Genomic DNA, 14,179 nt, shown 5'->3' on the forward strand with positions numbered 1-14,179 from the left:
AACCACCGGCCCTGTAAGGGCCCCATACCGGCAGCCCTGACGGACCCTGAAGCCGCGCCGCCCGCAACTCCGTCTCCGGCTGCCCCTGAAGGGGCCCCTTATTTGTCTTTTCTTACCCTGTCCTTTTTCTTGACCCTGGTCCACCCTTGCGCTCACACAAGGTCCGGGTTATCTTGCCGATCTCCATTTTGTGTCGACCGTAGACTATCTGGCGGCGATACTTCCGCGCAAACACTATGTGATATTTACAACTCCAGCTCGTGTGTGCCAAGGTTCCCTTGTCCGGCTTTTCCCTCCTGTATCGTGATGCGGATCGGCGTCCTCTCTCTTTACTCGAGGGAAAATAATTCTCATAGCTGGAAGATTTCTTATCCCCCGGCGGAGCCGGTGGGTCTCGAAAACACCAACCTGGAGCGTCCTTTCCGCAGGCCGCACAAGACGGGAATTTGGACGTTTTTTCTCTGGCCTCCCGATTTTGCATCGACCTCTCTTACCGGCGCTTCTCCACGGAACTTGGGCAGAGAGAAGTTTTTCCGTCTTCTCCCTGTCGTGTCGCGACCATTTTATTTTCAGCTGCAAAAAAACTGCAAATAAATTTTGCCGTATCTCGCCGAGCACTCGACGCAATCCTCCTTCTTTTTGCATTTTTTTTGCACCCGTGTGTTAGCCTTCTTCTCGGTTCCGCAGCAACCGCCGTTTCCGGCCGCAAGCTTTGGCCTTCAGGAGCGATGCAAGCGTCAGCCGAGTCCGGAAAGCCGGATTTTCCGGGTCCGCGCCGAGAAACGACCTGATGCGGGGCGCGGAAAATCCCGCAGCAAAAGCACGAACACCGCTGAAAACATAAGGGGGTCATCGGGAATGTCTGTCGAAAAAGTGCGCGAACTGATGGTCGCAGGGGACGGCGACGAGGCCGTCGCGAAGGTCAAGGAGCTGTTGGAGAAGGGGGTCGACGCCAAGGAGATCATGGCGGGCCTGACGGAGGAGATGGGAGTTCTGGGCCAGAAGTTCGAGAACTTCGAGGTCTTCCTTCCGGACCTCATGGTCGCTGGAGACGCCTTCATGCAGATCATGAACGACGTCCTCAAGGAGCGCCTGGTCGGAGACGGCACGGACAAAAAGCCCACCACCGTGATCATCGGCACCGTCAAGGGCGATTACCACGATATTGGAAAGAACATTGTGGGCATCGTTCTGCAGGCGAACGGTTTCAACGTCGTCGACCTGGGAGCGGATGTCGACCCCGTCGCATACATGGAGGCGGCCCGTAAGGAGAAGGCCGCTGTCGTGGGGCTTTCCGCCCTGATGACCACGACGATGCCCGGCCAGGAGGAGTTCATCAAGCTGGTGAAGGACGCCGGGGACCAGGGGAAATATCTGGTCTGCGTCGGCGGAGCTCCCACCTCCGTCGAATGGGCGGAGCGCATCGGAGCCGACGTCTGGTCCTTCGACGCCTTCGAGTGCGCGGCGAAAATCAAGGACCTTCTGAAATAGCCGGATCGGTCATCGACGTAAAGACGGGGAGGAATCGATATCATGTCGACGTTCAGAATGTGGGAAGTTTTTGCCAAGGCGGACGAGGGCCCCTTCTACAAGGACCAGGGGGAGTGGATGCTCAAGAGCTTCATCCCCGAGATGAGGCGGGTCATCAAGGAATATGACATCAAATACGACGGGAAGACCATCGTCAACTGCGACGATGCCCTGGCCGACCGCGTGTGGGCGGCGGCAAAGGACTTTTTCGTCTCCGTCGGAGTCTACCATCAGGACACGCACCGCGTCATGAAGTTCTCCGAGCGGGAGGTCAACGAGGTCCTCTACACCAAGCGGCCCAAGTATCTCATCGGAGCGGGACACGATCAGCGCTGGCTGCAGGTCCGGTCCATCGAGGACAAGGAGCGTCGCCCCTTCCACCTCTTCAGCCCCGACGCGAATTTCAGCACGGACATCCACAAGAAGGCCTGCATGGCCTACCTCAAGGAACCCCTGCTCGACGGGCTTTGTGCTCCTCTGATCGAGGATTTCATGGGCCGCAAGGCGACGTCCCAGACCCCCACGGAGGTGGCGGCCGCCATGGAGCACGCCATGAACCTTCGGGACGCCCAACGCCTGGTCGGCAAGCCGGACGTCTGGACCGTCTCGGTGGGCACCGCCGAGACCGATCAGGCCCAGATCGCCGCGGCGAACGCCGAATGGGGCGTTCGTCCCTCGCACCGGGACGGGCGCATGGTCTCCATCCTCACCGAGATGACCACCAACGACGCCATGCTCAACAAGTCCATGCACTACCGCTCCTACGGCAACGTCTTCGGCAACCTTTGCGGGGCCATCTTCGGCGGGCACGCGGGAGGCGCCGAGGGAACGCTCGTCCTGCAGACGGCCTACAACATCGAGGGAGCGTGTCTGTACGGGTCCTGCTGGGCCTTGAATTTCCCCTTCCACCTGAAGTGGCAGTCCACCACGACCCGGGAGCTGCTGTGGCTCCAGAGCGTCCTCACCCAGGCGCTGTCCCGCAATTCCAACCTCATTCTCCTGAACAACCTTTTCGCCAACGCCGGCCCCGGAACGGAGCAGCTGTACTGGGAGTGCGCGAACCACGCCCTGGCCACCGAGTCCTCGGGCGGCAATCCCTGGGGCGCCGCGACCTGCCGCAACAAATTCACCGATCACGCCACGCCGCTGGAGTCCCGCTTCTACCACGAGGTCTCGGAGGCCTCCTTCAAGATGCGCTTGCCCCGGGCGAAGGCCGAGGAGCTCTGCCAGAAGATCATGGCGAAGTACGAGAAGCTCATCCCGACGGACAACTACGGAAAGACCATCCAGGAGGTCTACGACATGGATCGGCTGACTCCGAGGCAGGAGTACCTGGATCAGTACGAGCGTATGAGAGACGAGCTCTGTGCGATGGGACTCGAGTTCCCCTATTAAAGTAAGGAAGGTGGGGTCGGGGTGCGGCGTGCGTCCCGACCCCACCCTATCCGACAAGGACGACGAGGTGAGGAGATGAACGGAAAGGAAAGGGTTTTAAAGGCCTTGCGTTTCGAGGAAGTGGACCGGGTCCCGTGGGTCCCCTTCACGGGGGTCCACGTGGCGAAACTGGTGAACAGCGACGCCCCCAGCTTGCTGACCCGGGCGGACGTCCTGGTCGAGGCCGTGGCGGCTGCGGCGGAACGCTATCACGCGGACGGGGTCTGCTCCGCCTTCGACCTTCAGGCGGAGGCCGAAGCGCTGGGCTGCACGCTCCATTGGCCGAAGAACAATCCCCCCGCCGTCACGGGGCACATCCTGGCGGAGGGCAAGGCGTTGGCGGACCTTCCGGAGTTCACGCGCGAGAGCGGCCGTCTTCCCATCTTCTTCGAGGCCACCCGCAAATTGGTCGAGCGTCTGGGAGACCGTGTGGCCGTCTTCGCGCTCTGCTGCGGTCCCTTCACCCTGGCTCTCCACCTCCGGGGCTCGACGTTCATCATGGATATGATCAAAAAGCCCGACGAGGCTCATGCGGTGCTCAAATACTGCGCGGAGATCTCCCGCAGGATGGGAGAGTGGTACATGGAGACGGGAGCCCACATCATCGCCGTCGTCGATCCCATGACCAGCCAGATCTCGCCCAAGCACTTCGAGACCTTCGTCACCCCCTACGTCAAGCCGGTCATCGACGAGGTGCGCGGACGCAACGGCATCGTGACGCTCTTCTGCTGCGGCAACGCGACAAAGAACATCGAGCTGATGATGAAATGTTCGCCTAATGCGATCGCTTTTGACGAACAGGTCGATCTGGCCTTCGTCCGGGACCTCGCCCATCAGTACAAGGTGTGCTTCGAGGGCAACATCCCGCTGACGACGACCCTGCTCTTCGGCTCGCCCAAGGAGTGCGTCGAGGATGTGAAAAAACGCATCGCCATCGGCGGCAAGCAAGGCTATATCCTGTCGCCCGGCTGCGATCTGCCCTACGACACGCCCTTCTACAACCTCGAGGCCGTCGGGCTTTACGCCGCGACGGGCGAGGAGCCGTCCGACACGGCGGGCTTCCTCTCCCTGGAGGACGCGCTCAGCCAGGCCGAGGAATCCGGCGAGGTGTTCGAGGACGTCGTCGTGGAGCCGGGCCGAGTGTTCATCGAGATCGTAACTCTGGACTCCGAGGGCTGCGCGCCGTGCCAGTACATGTGCGAGGCCGTCAGGTCCGTGGAGGAACGCTACGGGGACAAGCTGCGTTGGAGGGAGTCGCTCATCAAGAGCGTCGCGGGAATAAAGAGAACCCAGGCCCTGGGGGTCTCGACCCTTCCCACCCTGCTCATCAACAACGAGGTCGTCTTCGACAACATCACCCCCACCTCGGAGGAGCTCATCAAGGAGATCGACAAACGCCTGGGGTGATCGGGCCCCATCCTGAGTCACGAAGGCCGAAATTCAACGACAACGAAAGAAGCGAGGGGAGAAAAACATGGAGAGAGAAAGAAAACCGAGTTTCCCACTGGCGCTCGTCACCTTTATCGGCGTCGCGGCGATCATCAGCTACGGGCTTTTGGGCCTGGGGTTGGACGCGCACATCCCCATCGCCATCGCCGCGGGCTTCGCCGCCATCATCGGAAAGTGCTTCGTCGGCATCGAATGGTCGGAGATGGAGAACTCCGTATTCGCCGCCATAACCTCCTCACTGAGTGCGTTGCTGATCCTCATCGCCATAGGGATGCTCGTGGGCTCCTGGGTCCTTTCCGGCGTGGTGCCGGGGATGATCTACTACGGCCTCAACCTCCTTTCTCCGGGGATCTTCCTGCTGGCCACCCTGTTGCTTTGTTCCGTGACCTCCCTGGCCACGGGTTCCTCCTGGGGGGTCGGCGGGACCGTCGGCGTGGCCCTCATCGGAATCGCCGCCGGACTTGGAATCCCCGCGCCCCTCACGGCAGGCGTCGTCATCTCGGGCGCCTACTTCGGGGACAAGATGTCCCCCCTGTCCGACACCACCAACCTGGCTCCGGCCGTGTCGGGTTCCAATCTCTTCGATCACATCCGGGCAATGATCTGGACCACCGTGCCCTCCTATCTCATTGTGATGGCGATAACCCTCTACCTGGGCACCCACTACGCCGGAGCATCCGCAAATTTCGACGCCAGCCGAATTCAGGCGCTGCAGACCCTCATGGCCAAAGAGTTCCCGATCAGCCCCGTCTACACGGCCGTCCCCGCCCTGCTCGTTCTGGTTCTGGCCATCCTGAGATTTCCGGCCATTCCCAGCATGATGGCCGGCGTCGCGGCCGCCTCGGTGTTTTCCCTGATCCAGGGACACAGCCTTCACGACGTTCTGAACGTCCTGCACTACGGATACGAATCCACGATCGCCTCCCAGTTCTCCAGCCTTTCGATCGACAAAGTGCCGGAGCTGCTGGCCCAGCTGAACCTCACGGGTCTTTCGCCCGAGATGGCCCACGACGCGGGGAACCTCCTCACCGAGCTCCTGAAGAAGGGGGGCGTGGACAGCATGATGTGGTCCCTGTCCCTCATCATCATCGCGTTGATCCTGGGGGGAATCATGGAGAGCTGCCGCTATCTCGACGTCCTGCTCACCCCCCTGCTCAATCGCGTCCGGTCCGTGGGCGGTCTGGTCTCGCTCGTCGCGGCCTCCTGTGTCGCCGGCAACTTCTTCCTGGGCGACCAATACCTGGGAATCGTCGTCCCCGGGCGCATGTTCAAGAACGCCGTCGCCCGCTCCGGGCTCTCGCCCAGAATGCTCTCCCGTTCCCTCGAGGACACCGCCACCATGACGGCCGTGCTGATTCCCTGGACGGGCTGCGGCGCATTTCAGGCCAAGGCGATGGGCGTCCCCACCCTCACCTACCTGCCCTATTGTTTCCTGAACTACATCAACCCGATCGTGGCGATCGTGATGAGCTACCTCGGCATCGGAATCTACTGGGGACCGAACGGAGCCGACAAGGTGGAAAAAAGGACGGCTCTTTCCTTCGACTTCACGAAGGAGGCTGTCGAGGGATAGGGGAAAGGTACTCGATTCGGCCGTTTTTGTCCGATTCGCAGACATTGGTTGCTCAGGCCGTACGGCCTGAGCAACCAATGTGCGCATTGATTTCGCCTCTCATGGCCTGAATGGAGGTGGACGCAAAATGGCAAAGGAAATCTCGAAGAGCCTCGATATCGTGCGGCGTGACGGAGAGGTTCTGTCCCCCTGCTTTCGGTCCCCCTACTACCCCTTCGCAGTGCATTCCGGAAGCGGAGCTCTTCTGTTCGACGCCGACGGAAACACCTATATCGATTTCTCCGCCTCTGCCGGGGTTCTGAATACCGGCATGTGCCACCCTGCAGTCGTCGAGGCCGTATGTGCCCAAACCCGTGAGATGATCGGCTACACTATAGGCTATATGTATGAGGAGTCCGCCGTCGAGCTGGCGGAGATGCTGTGCCGTATCGTTCCCGGCGACTTTACCAAGAGCGTGGCCTACGGGCTCTCGGGATCGGACGCGATGGACGGGGCCATCAAGTTCGCCCGAAAATATACCGGACGCAGCCACGTCCTCTCGTTTCTGACGGCCTACCATGGAACGACCTACGGAGCCATCTCCGCCTCCGCCATCTCCCTGAACATGCACAGGGGCATAGGGCCGCTGCTCCCCGACCTGCACTACTTCCCCTACCCGGAGTGTCCGCGCTGTCCCTGGGAGCAAAGTCCGGAGCTGTGCGCCCTGGAATGTCTCGAAGAGCTGCAAAGAGCCCTTCGTCTCCATCTGCCCCCCGAGGAGGTCGCCGCCGTGCTCTTCGAGCCCATCGCAGGGGATGCGGGGCTCGTCGTCCCCCCGATACGCTACGTTCAAGCCCTGAAGGAACTCTGCCAGACCCACGGCATACTTTTTGTCTCGGACGAGGTTCAGCAGGGCATGGGGAGGACCGGGACCTGGACGGCACTGGAGCATTTCGGCGTCCAGGCCGACATCGTCGCCCTGGGCAAGGCCCTGGCATCGGGCCTGCCTCTGAGCGCGCTGGTGATGCGCAAGGAGATCGGAGACAGTCTGGAACATCCGGGGCACTGCTTCACCCTGGCCGGAAACTCCGTCTGCTGCCGGGCGGCCCTGGCCACAATTCGGATCATCGAGGAGGAGAGGTTGCTCGAACGAAGCCGCCAGACGGGCCTCTGGATCCAGAACCGACTCGGTGAGATGAAACGGGATTTTCCCGAACTCGGCGAGACGAGAGGGCTCGGGCTCTCCATAGGCCAGGATTTTCTGCATCCGGGAACGGACATCCCCGACCGAAACGGCTGCGCGAAGATCTGCTACCGGTGCTGGGAGCGAGGGCTCATCCTGACCTTCCTGGGAGAGAATACCCTCCGAATCCAGCCCCCTCTGGTGCTCTCCGAGGAGCAAGCCCAATCGGGACTGGACATCCTGGCCGACTCCATCCGGGACTACCGAGCGGGGCGGATCGGGGACGAGGTTCTTGAATTTGCGAAAGGGTGGTCATGAGATGTCACAGGGACGCTGCAGCATCCTTTTTTTACCCTTCAACATAGCGGTGGAGGGCGATTCCGGCGAGACGCTGGACGCCCTCGCCCTCCGCGGAGGAGTGCCTCTCGAGCGTCCCTGTACCGGGGCGGGAATCTGCGGAAAATGCCGCGTCCGGACCGCTCCTCCCGCCGAATTTCTGACCCCTCCGACCTTCACCGAAAGACGGCTGCTCAAGAAGGCCGAGCTCGATGCGGGGCTGCGCCTGGCCTGTTGCGCGACAATTCTGGGGAGCGGCACGGTATCCGTGGTCAATCCGGTTGGGCAGCGCTCCCACCGGATCCTGGAGGATTTGGGGCCGGACGCGATGTTCGTCTGGGATGGGGCGCGTCCCGGCTACGGCATCTCCGTGGACATCGGGACCACAACCGTGGCCTGCTGCCTTTTGGACCTGCAGGGGCAGAAGATTCTGGGAGTCCACTCCTTCCTGAACCCACAGATCCCCTTCGGGGACGACGTCATCTCCCGCATCTCCCACTCCACCTCCTCCCCCGAGGCTCTCGGCCAGCTCCAGCGGGCGATCCTCGGCGGACTCTCCTCCGCCTTTCTGGAGCTGACCCAGCGTCACGGAATCCGCTCCGAAGAGATCCGCGAGGTCGTCGTAGCCGCGAACACCGTCATGGAACACCTCCTCATGGGCGTCTCCCCGGAGACGATCGGCAAAAGCCCTTATACGCCGGCATTTCTCAGTCACGAACCCGTGCCTGCGGCATCCCTGGGACTTCCCGTCCACCCCGAAGGGCTCCTGAAGCTCATCCCCAACGTCGCGGGCTACGTTGGCGGAGACATCGTTTCCGGGGCAACGGCCTTCGGCCTGGACTCCGGGGCGCCCCTGAAGCTTCTGGTCGACATCGGGACCAACAACGAGATCGTTCTGGGCAATCGTGACGGGCTTTATTGCTGCGCTGCAGCCGCGGGACCGGCACTCGAAGGGGCCAGAATCCAATGCGGCATGAGGGCCCAGGCCGGGGCCATCGAACGAGTCCGACTGGCCGGGGGAGAGCTCGAAATCGAGGTGATCGGCGGAGGGCACCCGGTCGGATTGTGCGGATCCGGACTGGTGGACCTTCTTGCCCTTCTGCTGCGAGAGGGCATCGTGGAGCGGAGCGGTCGGTTTGTACCCCCCGAGGAGTGCCGCAACGAACCGTTGCGCAGTCGCCTGGGCCGGGACGGAAACGGCATGGTACACTTCCTGTTGGGCGAGGCAGCCGACGCCGTCCGCCTGACGCAGAAGGACGTACGGGAGGTGCAGCTGGCCCTGGGCGCCATCCGAGCCGGCATGGGGGTCCTGTTGGAGCGGCGGGACGTCTCCCTGGAGGATATCGACGAGCTGCTTTTGGCGGGGGCCTTCGGGAACTACATCGACGTCGACAGCGCCATGGCGGTCGGCCTCGTCCCCAAGCTGCCTCGGGAGAGGATCCGAAGCGTGAAAAACGCGTCCGGCCTTGGCGCCTGCCTGGCGCTCGCCTCTCCTCGCTTTTACGAAAAAACCGGGGAGGCCGCCCAAAAAATGCAGTACATCGAGCTCTCCACGCTCCCCGACTTTCAGCGGCGCTTCGTCAAGGCCATGATCTTTTGAACGGCCGATTTTTTCCCCCGAGGAGGCAAGGTCATGCAGACCGTCAGGATCTTTTTCTCCGCCTCAAACCAAGTTCCCGCAACGATCGTCGAAAAGGACGGCCCCGTCCTGGACGTCGATCTGACCCCCATGCGCCGCCACTACCACAGGCTGGGGGGCCCTCACGTCAAAAAGCTGGAGGAGTTCATGCTCTACTGGGAGGAGGAAGGATACTCCCTCCTTGCGCCCAGAGCGAGGATCGCCTCGATCGACGCGGACGCCGTAAAGGAGGTACTGCCCCCCATGGCCCTGGAGGATCTGGGAGAGTTCGACGCTCTGATCCTGTCCGTCTGGACCCTGGGAGATGCCCTGGAGCGCGAGAGCTCCCGAATCATGGCCCGAAAGGGCAGCATGATGAAGGGAATCTTTCTTGACGTCGCAGGCTCTATCGCCCTTTACGACATCCACAACCTCCTTCTGGACTGGCTCGCAAAAGAACCCGCATACGGGAGTAAGCATGTCGTGGGGGAATTCTATCCGGGCTTCGAAGGAGACCCCCACCCCCTGATGCAGAGGATCGAAGAGCTGGCTGAAACTCCAAGATGGCTGAATGTCGAGACTCACGCTTCTCCCATGTTCCATCCACGCAAAACGCAGTGTGCGTTTGTCCTCCTGCACGAGGAGAAAAGGGCCTTCCGCAGGAGGCTCCTTCCCTGCCATCCCTGCGAGGGCAGGCGGTGCCTTTACTATCAGTTGGGGGGCTGCCATCTGGGCATCATCAAAGGCTCGGGCGATGCCTTCCCCTTCGAGGAGGAATAGAACTTGAACGACAAAAAGTGCAAGGTCCTTCTTCTCTCCGGATTCCTCGGAAGCGGAAAGACCACTCTGCTGAGGGAGCTTCTGGAGAATCCCCCCGACGGGGAAACCCTGGTCGTCCTGATGAACGAATTCGGCCGGATCGGGGTGGATGGAGATGTCGTCCGCAGGGAGGGTCTCGAGGTGATGGAGATCAACCGAGGCTCCATCTTCTGCGCCTGCGCCAAGGGGGACTTTCTCCGCGCCCTCCATACGATCCTGAGGGACTACCGTCCCGGTATCCTGTTGATCGAGGCCAGCGGCGTCGCCGACACCCGGGACATGAAACGCGACCTCGGCCTGGGCCGTTTGGGGGACTTCTTCGAGCTCCGGGGCAACCTCTGCGTGGTGGATGCCGAGCATTTCGCGGACTGGGCGGATCTCTTCAACGCGGTGCCCCGCCAGGTCGAGGCCGCCACCCTGATCGTCCTCAACAAAATCGATCTCGCGGCCCCCGAGTCGCTGCCCGAGCTGCGCCGGAAGATCCGAGAGCTCAACGCGGAGGCTCCACTGTACGAGACCTCCTTCGGCAGAATCCCCTGGGAGCGGATCCTGCCGAAGGAGGAACCCGCTCAGGCCGTCGGCGCCCTTCCCTCGGGCGAGGATTGGGACGCCTTCATCGAGGAGCGCCTGAAGGATGCCTCCGCCCACCTGACGCCGCCGGACGCCTTTTACCCGCAGAGCATTCTCTGGGAGGGGGACCCCCAGGCCTTCCGAAGGGCTCTGTCGGACCTGCCCGACGATCTGGTCCGAGCGAAAGGTTTTTTCCGCGAGGGGGAAGGCTGGATGCTCTTCGACATCGTCCGGGGCAGGGCCCCGACTTACGCCTCCCTGGTCCGGGATTCGGACGGGGCCGAGCCCAACCTTGCGGTCTTCATCCGCAGGGAGGACCGTCCCCAGGAAATTCCCAAACGCCTCGTGAACGCCGGGCTCAAACTCAAGGGAATCCGAAACTGAGCCGGTCGTCCGCCGCGGGCCCGCGTCCCTTCGGGGATGCGGGCCCGCGCGCTCATCCAGCCCGATCCCTCGGCTGTCCTCGAGCCGACGCCCGAACGAAGGACGGGCAGCCTTCGAGGGAATGCACTATAATCATGATGCGCAGCCGAGTCCTGCGCACAATCCTCGGGAAAGGATTTTGGAGGCCATAGACACAGAGATGAACATTCCCTATCATTCCCTTGAACAGCTCATCCCCATTCACCTCAAGGACAACCCGGCCCCCTACTACATCGCCAACATCCTGAGGGAGGCCATCTACCGCGGACTTCTGCCGGAGGGCGAGCCCCTGCACCAGAGCCAGTTGGCGGAACGCCTGAAGGTCAGCCCGATACCGTTGCGTGAGGCGCTCCGTCTGCTCGAGACGGAGGGGCTGGTCGACTTTCGCGGCAGGCGCGGGGCCATGGTCACGGGGCTGAGCGCCGAGGAGACCCGCGAGGTCTACGAAATGCTCGCCGCTTTGGAGACGAACGTCCTGCACATCGCCTTCCCCTCCATCACCAAGGAGACCATTGCCGCAGCGGAGGAGGTGCTGGACAGGATGGAGGCCGAACCGGACTGCATCGTATGGAGACAGGAGAACATCCTGTTTCACACGCTGCTTTACGAGTCCGCCGACCGGCCTATGACGCTCGATCAGATCGCCCGCCTGCGCCAGCAAGTGGATCGTTACATCCGTCTGCACCTAGCTTCCATGCGCGAGGAATCCGAAGCCCAGCACCGGCTCATCCTCGAGGCCATCAAAACCAGGGATCTGGACGCCGCTCTGGAGGCTTTGTCCCGGCATCTGGAGAACACTTCGCGGGATCTTCAGGGATATATGGGTAAGGAGGAGGACGACTGAAACTATGCACAAGCCTAAAAACACCACCTCGCGAGGACGGCCCCGGATCGTCCTCACCCTCATCGAACGCAGGGGCCCCCACGGTTGCCACCGGGGACACAAGGTCGGCGATACCTTCGACTTCGACACGGAACGGGGTGCGCTCTGTCCCATGGCCCTGCACTCGGGTTTTCCTCACATCGACATTCTGCGCTACGGCGGCACAATCCCTCCTTGCACCAGCACGGGCTGCGTCGCCTTTTGCTGTCCCGACCCGGACGTGGTCAATGTCTTTCGCATCGACGTGGTCCCGTCGGACGGATCTGCATAGCACTGTGCCGTTTCTCACCGCAGAACGGCCGGACATCTTCCCCAAGAAACAGGAGGTACTCACGTTCATGAAGCGCCCCGTGGAACACAAGGATCTTCTCGGATTCCGTTTTCTGGCCAATCCGGCCTTCTCCCCCGACGGGGAGAGTATTGTCTACCGCGTCAGCCGACCCGACCTGGAGAAGAACGGCTATGAATCGGACCTCTGGCTCACCGATCTCCGCACGGGGACCAGCAGGCGGCTGACGTCGTCCGGCTCCGAGCAATTCTTTTGCTGGAGCCGCGACGGAGCTCGGATTGTCTTCGCCTCGAAGCGCGACGCCCCCAAGTGCTCGCACGCCCAAAAGAGCAAGGCAACCCGTTTTTATGTCCTCCCCGTCGACGGCGGCGAAGCCGAGTTCCTCTTCGAAATCCCGAATGCCGCAAGCGCCATACAGGCGCTGGACGAGAACCGCTACCTGATCACGGCGATCTTCGAGCCCGAGTACGACAACCCCGAGGGCGCGGATGTCATGATTTTCGAGCAGCTCCCCTTCATGGCCAACGGCAAGGGCTACATCGGACAGCGACGCACGGGACTGGGCATCTACGACCGGACGACGGGCGAGTTCAAACGCCTGACTTCCCCCACCATGGACGTCGTGCGCACGACCCTGAACTCCGACCGCACCGCCGTGCTGGTCGTCGCGGCGGACTATAAAGATGTCAAACCGCTCGACAACGGAGTTTACGAATTGAATCTCGATTCAGGAACCTGCAAGAACCTCGCCGAAGGCCTGGCCTGCACATTCAAGCACGCCGCATGGAGCGACGGTGAGGTCGTCGTCACGGCCACGGATCGAAAGAGGACGGGCGTCAACCAGAACGTGCAGATCCATCGCCTGGGGGACGGCGAACTCGTCTGTCTGACCCCCGAGCTGGACTCCAGCCTGGGTCACGCTGTCGTCGCGGACTGCAGCTACGGCTGTACCGAGCTGTCCGGAGCCCTTTTCCCGAGCGCCATGGGCCTGATCTGCTGCGCCACCGACGTCATGAAAAGCCGCATTTGCTCGGTGGCCCCCGACGGCCGCTTGAAGGTCCTGACTGCGGCGACCTCCGCCGTGATCGACTACGCCGTCTCGGACCGCCGTATCGCCTACATCGCCTACGAGGGTTTGAATCTTCCGGAGCTCTATGTTTTGGAGGGAGGGACCGAGAGGCGCCTGACCTCGTTCAACCGGCCGCTCTTCGAGGAATTGAGCCTGTCGCAGCCCATCCACGTCACCGTTCCCAGCGGAGACGGCTGGACTCTGGACGGCTGGTACATGCGCCCCGTCAACTTCGAGGAGGGCAGGCGGTATCCCACGATCCTCCACATCCATGGCGGGCCCAAGGCCGCCTTCGGCGACGTGTATCACCATGAGATGCAGTGCTGGGCCGCGCGGGGCTACGCCGTCATCTACTGCAATCCCCGCGGCGGCGATGGGCGAGGCAGTGCGTTCGAGGACATCCGAGGCCGCTACGGGGATGTGGATTACCGCGATCTGATGGCCTTCACGGACTGGTGCATCGAAAACCTGAAGTTCGTCGATCCCGAACGTCTCGGCGTCACCGGCGGCTCCTACGGCGGCTACATGACCAACTGGATCATCACACAAACGGACCGTTTCAAGGCTGCCGTCTCCCAGCGGAGCATCGCCAACTGGGTCTCCAAGTTCGGGGGCTGCGACATCGGCTTTTACTACGTGGAGGACCAGCACCTGGGTACCCCTTGGAAAAACTCGGAGGCCGCCTGGGCGGAATCTCCCGTGCGATATGCCGATCGGGCTCGGACCCCCACTCTCTTCATCCACTCGACCGAGGATTTCCGCTGCGAACTGAACCAGGGTTTTCAGATGTTCACGGCACTGAAGGCCCTGGGGGTCGAGTCCAGGATGTGCGTGTTCAAGGGCGAGAACCACGAGCTCAGCCGTTCCGGAAAGCCCAGGAATCGGCTGGCCCGCCTGCGGGAGATCTGCGGCTGGTTCGACGCCCATCTCTAGGAATCCGCGGATTCATCCCCCGGCCACGCCGGGGGATTTCAAAAAACATCGACAAGGAAAACTTCAAAAATTGCCTGGGGGACCTCAGGGA

11 protein-coding genes and 1 pseudogene are annotated in these 14,179 nt (G+C 62.0%); 11 read left to right on the forward strand and 1 reads right to left on the reverse strand.

Going from position 1 to position 14,179, the window contains the following annotated elements; translation table 11 throughout:
- Positions 1–142: 142 nt before the first annotated feature.
- Positions 143–271: pseudogene (locus EII26_RS01230) on the reverse strand (transposase); the annotation flags it as partial.
- 587 nt (positions 272–858) lie between these two features.
- On the opposite strand from EII26_RS01230, the gene EII26_RS01235 reads away from it, so the two are divergent.
- The 11 genes from EII26_RS01235 to EII26_RS01285 all read left to right on the forward strand — a co-directional run bounded on the left by EII26_RS01235 (position 859) and on the right by EII26_RS01285 (position 14,088).
- Positions 859–1,491, forward strand: a complete 633-nt coding sequence (locus tag EII26_RS01235; RefSeq protein ID WP_124887315.1) for a cobalamin B12-binding domain-containing protein — start codon at positions 859–861, stop codon at positions 1,489–1,491.
- Between the two features lie 42 nt (positions 1,492–1,533).
- Entirely contained in the window at positions 1,534–2,925 is a 1,392-nt protein-coding gene (locus tag EII26_RS01240) for a monomethylamine:corrinoid methyltransferase (protein WP_124887316.1), read from the forward strand.
- A gap of 75 nt (positions 2,926–3,000) precedes the next feature.
- Positions 3,001–4,371, forward strand: a complete 1,371-nt coding sequence (locus EII26_RS01245) for a uroporphyrinogen decarboxylase family protein (protein ID WP_124887317.1) — start codon at positions 3,001–3,003, stop codon at positions 4,369–4,371.
- Positions 4,372–4,438: 67 nt separating this feature from the next.
- Positions 4,439–5,986, forward strand: coding sequence for a Na+/H+ antiporter NhaC (gene nhaC, locus EII26_RS01250; RefSeq protein ID WP_124887318.1), 1,548 nt, complete (start codon positions 4,439–4,441; stop codon positions 5,984–5,986).
- A 127-nt stretch (positions 5,987–6,113) separates the two neighbouring features.
- Entirely contained in the window at positions 6,114–7,466 is a 1,353-nt protein-coding gene (locus tag EII26_RS01255) for an aminotransferase class III-fold pyridoxal phosphate-dependent enzyme (RefSeq protein WP_124887319.1), read from the forward strand.
- 1 nt (position 7,467) lies between these two features.
- A complete protein-coding gene (locus tag EII26_RS01260; RefSeq protein ID WP_124887320.1) occupies positions 7,468–9,084 on the forward strand; it encodes an ASKHA domain-containing protein in 1,617 nt (538 codons plus the stop codon).
- A 33-nt stretch (positions 9,085–9,117) separates the two neighbouring features.
- Complete coding sequence (locus tag EII26_RS01265) at positions 9,118–9,882, forward strand: hypothetical protein (RefSeq protein WP_124887321.1); 765 nt, start codon at positions 9,118–9,120, stop codon at positions 9,880–9,882.
- A 3-nt stretch (positions 9,883–9,885) separates the two neighbouring features.
- Entirely contained in the window at positions 9,886–10,875 is a 990-nt protein-coding gene (locus tag EII26_RS01270) for a CobW family GTP-binding protein (RefSeq protein WP_124887322.1), read from the forward strand.
- Between the two features lie 199 nt (positions 10,876–11,074).
- Positions 11,075–11,758 carry a GntR family transcriptional regulator gene (locus tag EII26_RS01275; RefSeq protein ID WP_124887323.1) on the forward strand — a complete coding sequence of 228 codons (684 nt, stop codon included), beginning with the start codon at positions 11,075–11,077 and terminating at the stop codon, positions 11,756–11,758.
- Between the two features lie 4 nt (positions 11,759–11,762).
- Positions 11,763–12,068 (forward strand): TIGR04076 family protein, encoded by a 306-nt coding sequence (locus tag EII26_RS01280; RefSeq protein ID WP_124887324.1) that lies wholly within the window; start codon positions 11,763–11,765, stop codon positions 12,066–12,068.
- 67 nt (positions 12,069–12,135) lie between these two features.
- Positions 12,136–14,088 (forward strand): S9 family peptidase, encoded by a 1,953-nt coding sequence (locus EII26_RS01285; protein ID WP_124887325.1) that lies wholly within the window; start codon positions 12,136–12,138, stop codon positions 14,086–14,088.
- Positions 14,089–14,179 lie beyond the last annotated feature (91 nt).

It is taken from the genome of Fretibacterium sp. OH1220_COT-178, assembly GCF_003860125.1.
In the GTDB taxonomy this organism is placed as follows: Bacteria; Synergistota; Synergistia; order Synergistales; family Aminobacteriaceae; genus CAJPSE01.